The 3,769-nt window shown below is 27.9% G+C and carries 5 protein-coding genes; all 5 read right to left on the minus strand.

Going from position 1 to position 3,769, the window contains the following annotated elements:
• A partial coding sequence (gene nadD, locus PKV21_09590; protein HOM27738.1) for a nicotinate-nucleotide adenylyltransferase occupies positions 1 to 614 on the minus strand: 614 nt, incomplete at its 3' end.
• Positions 595 to 1,851: a glutamate-5-semialdehyde dehydrogenase gene (locus tag PKV21_09595; GenBank protein ID HOM27739.1), complete on the minus strand. Its 1,257-nt coding sequence runs from the start codon at positions 1,849 to 1,851 to the stop codon at positions 595 to 597. The genes PKV21_09595 and nadD, both read right to left, overlap by 20 nt.
• Positions 1,830 to 2,657 (minus strand): glutamate 5-kinase, encoded by an 828-nt coding sequence (gene proB / locus PKV21_09600; protein HOM27740.1) that lies wholly within the window; start codon positions 2,655 to 2,657, stop codon positions 1,830 to 1,832. Before proB ends, PKV21_09595 begins: the two co-directional genes overlap by 22 nt.
• Positions 2,654 to 3,502, minus strand: a complete 849-nt coding sequence (locus PKV21_09605; protein ID HOM27741.1) for a prephenate dehydrogenase/arogenate dehydrogenase family protein — start codon at positions 3,500 to 3,502, stop codon at positions 2,654 to 2,656. The genes proB and PKV21_09605 overlap by 4 nt, the downstream gene beginning before the upstream one ends.
• 6 nt (positions 3,503 to 3,508) lie before the next feature.
• On the minus strand, positions 3,509 to 3,769 hold a 261-nt coding region (locus PKV21_09610; GenBank protein ID HOM27742.1), incomplete at its 5' end, for a slipin family protein.

Below are 3,769 nucleotides of genomic sequence, written 5' to 3' on the forward strand. Positions count from 1 at the left end.
TTTCCGCATTTACAATAATTTTCTCTACCATAATATAAACCTTTCTTTTTTATATAATCTATAACTTCATCAGGAATTAAATATTTTACTGATTTATTTTCAAAAATGCAACTCCTTATGTAAGTAGAGGAAATATCAATAAAAGGAGAATTGATAATTCTATAATTTATTTGAAAATTTGTTGAAATATCTATTTTGTTACTTCTTCTTGCTACAAGGAATATAACTTCTTTAACAAGTTCATTTGCTTTATACCAGTTTGGAATATCGTAAAAAGAGTCCTCTCCAACAATCAAAAAAAAATCAGAATTTGGATATTCTTTTTTCAACCAAATAACTGTTTCATAAGTATAACTTTTCTCTTTTTTTAATATTTCAATATCAGAAACTTTGAAATATTTATTATCCTTTATCGCTATTTCTATCATGTTTTTTCTATCTATGGGAGAAGCATAAACTTTTTTTTTATGAGGTGGAATTCCGGCAGGGATAAAAATAATAAAGTCAAGTTCAAATTCTTCTCTTGCCTTTTCTGCTATAATTAAATGTCCATAATGAATTGGGTCAAAAGTTCCACCAAAAATTCCTATTTTTTTATTCTCTGATCTGTCCATTTCCATATATTATATATTTGTAAGTTGTTAACTCTTCTAATCCCATTGGACCTCTTGCATGTATTTTATCTGTACTTATTCCAATTTCTGCTCCAAGACCGAATTCCCCTCCATCTGTAAATCTTGTTGAGGCATTGTGATATACTGCTGCTGAATCAACTTCTTTTAAAAATTTCTCTGCTGCTTTTTCATTTTCGGTAATTATTGAATCAGAATGATGTGTTCCATATTTGTTTATATGTTCAATCGCTTCTTCCAGATTTTTCACAATTTTTATTGAGATTATAAGGTCAAGATATTCTGTATACCAGTCAATTTCTGTTGCTCTTTTAATATCAGGTAAAATCTCTAATGTTTTTTCACATCCCCTCATTTCAACTTTATATTCTTTAAAAATTTCTGCCATCTTTGGTAGAAATTTTTTTGCTATATCTTTATGAACAAGAAGTGTTTCTGTTGCATTACATGTTGCGGGTCTTTGTACTTTTGCATTTAAGACAACTTTCCATGCCATTTCTAAATCTGCATCTTTATCAACATAAGTATGACAGACACCCGCATAGTGTTTTATTACAGGGATATAACTATTTTCTACGACCGTCTTTATTAATGATTCTCCTCCCCTTGGAATTATAAGGTCAATATATTGATAGAGTTTAAGTAAATATTTTACAGATTTTCTTCCGCCGGTTGTTATTAAGTTTACGATATTTTCAGACATCTCAGATTCTCTTAATGATTCTTTGATTATCTCCACAAGTTTTAAATTTGTATTTTTTGCCTCTTTACCACCTCTTAAAATTACAGAATTACCTGATTTAATACATAAAATACTTGCTTCAACAGTGACATCAGGTCTTGATTCATAAATAATTCCTATAACTCCAATCGGTACTCTAATTTTTTCTATTTTTAATCCATTCGGTCTTATTGTTTCCCATATTTTTTGACCAACAGGGTCGGGAAGAGAAATTACATCCTTTACTGATTTAACCATTTTATTTATTCTTTTTTCATCAATTTTTAATCTATCAATAAAAGCATTTGAATAATTTCTCCTTATACAATTTCTAACATCCTTTTCATTTTCTTTTATTATTTCATCTTTTTTTTGTAGAATTTTTTCAGATAATATTTCCAGAAAAATATTTTTTTCTTTTTCAGTAATTTTTGCGATTTCAAAAGATGCTTCTTTTGTTGATTTTACTGTTTCAATTAATCTGTCTTTCCACTCCATTTTTTACTCCGTTTTAAAGGATAAAAAATTGTACCTATTTTTTCTCCACTAAAAAGTTTCTTTATGCAATTTATTTTCTTTCCATTCAAAATGACACAGTATTTATTATTTGCTGTAACAAATTTAGCCGCCTCTATCTTACTTTTAATTCCTCCTGTACCCTTTTTTGATGGTAAACCAATTTTTATTTTGTTTTCTATTTCATTTATTTCTATAATTTCTCTTATAATTTTCCCTTTATTTCTCTTTGGGTCATTAGTAAAAACACCATCCACATCTGAAAGTATTATCAATATATCAGCATCAATCAAATCTACAACATAACTTGACAGAATATCATTATCACCGAATTTTATTTCTTCAACTGCAACACTATCATTTTCGTTTATAATAGGTATAACTTTATATTTGAGTAAAGTTAAAAGTGTATTTCTGGCATAAACTCTTCTTTCTGGAATTGTAAGCACATCCCTTGTTAGAAGTATCTGTCCTACATTTAAACCTTCTTCCCTGAATAATCTTTCATAAGTTCTCATAAGACGACTCTGACCAACACTTGCTGCAGCCTGTAACATACTGATTTTTTTTGGTCTTTTCTCCCAACCAAGGATTTGCATTCCAGCAGCTATTGCTCCTGAAGTGACTATGATAATTTCTTTATTTTCTTTTTTTACTAAATAACTTATCTGTTCAACAATATGCTCAATTATAGAAGTATCAAGACGATTACTTTCAGTTGTTAAAACATTTGTTCCAATTTTTATTACAATTCTTTTTAAATTTGAAAAAACCTTATTTTTTTTCATTCTAAATCTTCCCTGAAATTTTTACTTTTGGTTAAATATTTTTTTATATCCTCTATGTTGTTATTTTCTATTAGTTTTTTTAATTTTTTCATTTCTTTTTCAAATTTTTTTATCCAGAGTAAAATATTTTTTTTATTATACAAAAAGATTTCCGACCACATTTGAGGATTACTTTTTCCTATTCTTGTTGTATCAAGAAAACCTGAACCAAAAAAATCCTTTAAAATATTTTTATTTTTTTGAGCAGTTGCAAGAAGGGAATAAACTAAAAAATGAGGTAAATGACTGGTAAAACCAAGAATTCTATCATGTTCTTCTGGACTCATCTCAAAAACTTTACTTCCTAAACTTTTCCATATTTTTTTTGTTTTTTCTTTTGCAATTTTATTGGTTTCTTCAGTAATTGTAATCACGGCTGTTTTATTTTCAAATAGACCTTCTTTTATGAAATCTATACCGCTTTTTTCAGAACCAGATATTGGATGGGAACCAACAAAATTTGTCTTTTCTCCAATAATTTTTTTAACTTTTTCACAAATAATTTTTTTTACACTTGCCACATCAGTAAAAAAAATTTCAGGTTTAACTTTTTTTATCAGTTTAATATATTCTTCTATAGTTCTTATTGGAGTTGCAAGAATAAGAAAATCAACTTTTTCAATTAATTCTTCGGGATTTTTACAGTACATATCAATTGCTCTAATTTGTACTGCTTTTTCCATTGTTTCCTTTTTTCTGCTATATCCAATAATTTTTTCTGCTATTTTTTTCTTTTTTAAGTCAAGTCCCAGGGAACCACCTATCAAGCCAAGTCCAATAATTCCAATATTTTTAAATTCAGACATTTTTAATTATTTCTCTTCTTCTTTTTTTATAAAATGCTTAAATATTTCAAGAGGTAAAGGGAAAACGAGAGTTGAATTTTTTTCTGCTGCAATTTCTGTGGCTGTTTGTAAATATCTTAATTGAATAGCCATTGGAACTTCTGATAAAATTTCTGCTGCTTCTTTAAGTTTTTGTGCTGCCTGAAACTCTCCTTCTGCATTTATAATTTTTGCTCTTCTTTCTCTTTCAACTTCTGCCTGTCTTGCCATTGCTCTTTTCATAGTATC

This window comes from bacterium (assembly GCA_035371905.1).
Classification (GTDB): Bacteria; Ratteibacteria; UBA8468; order B48-G9; family JAFGKM01; genus JAMWDI01.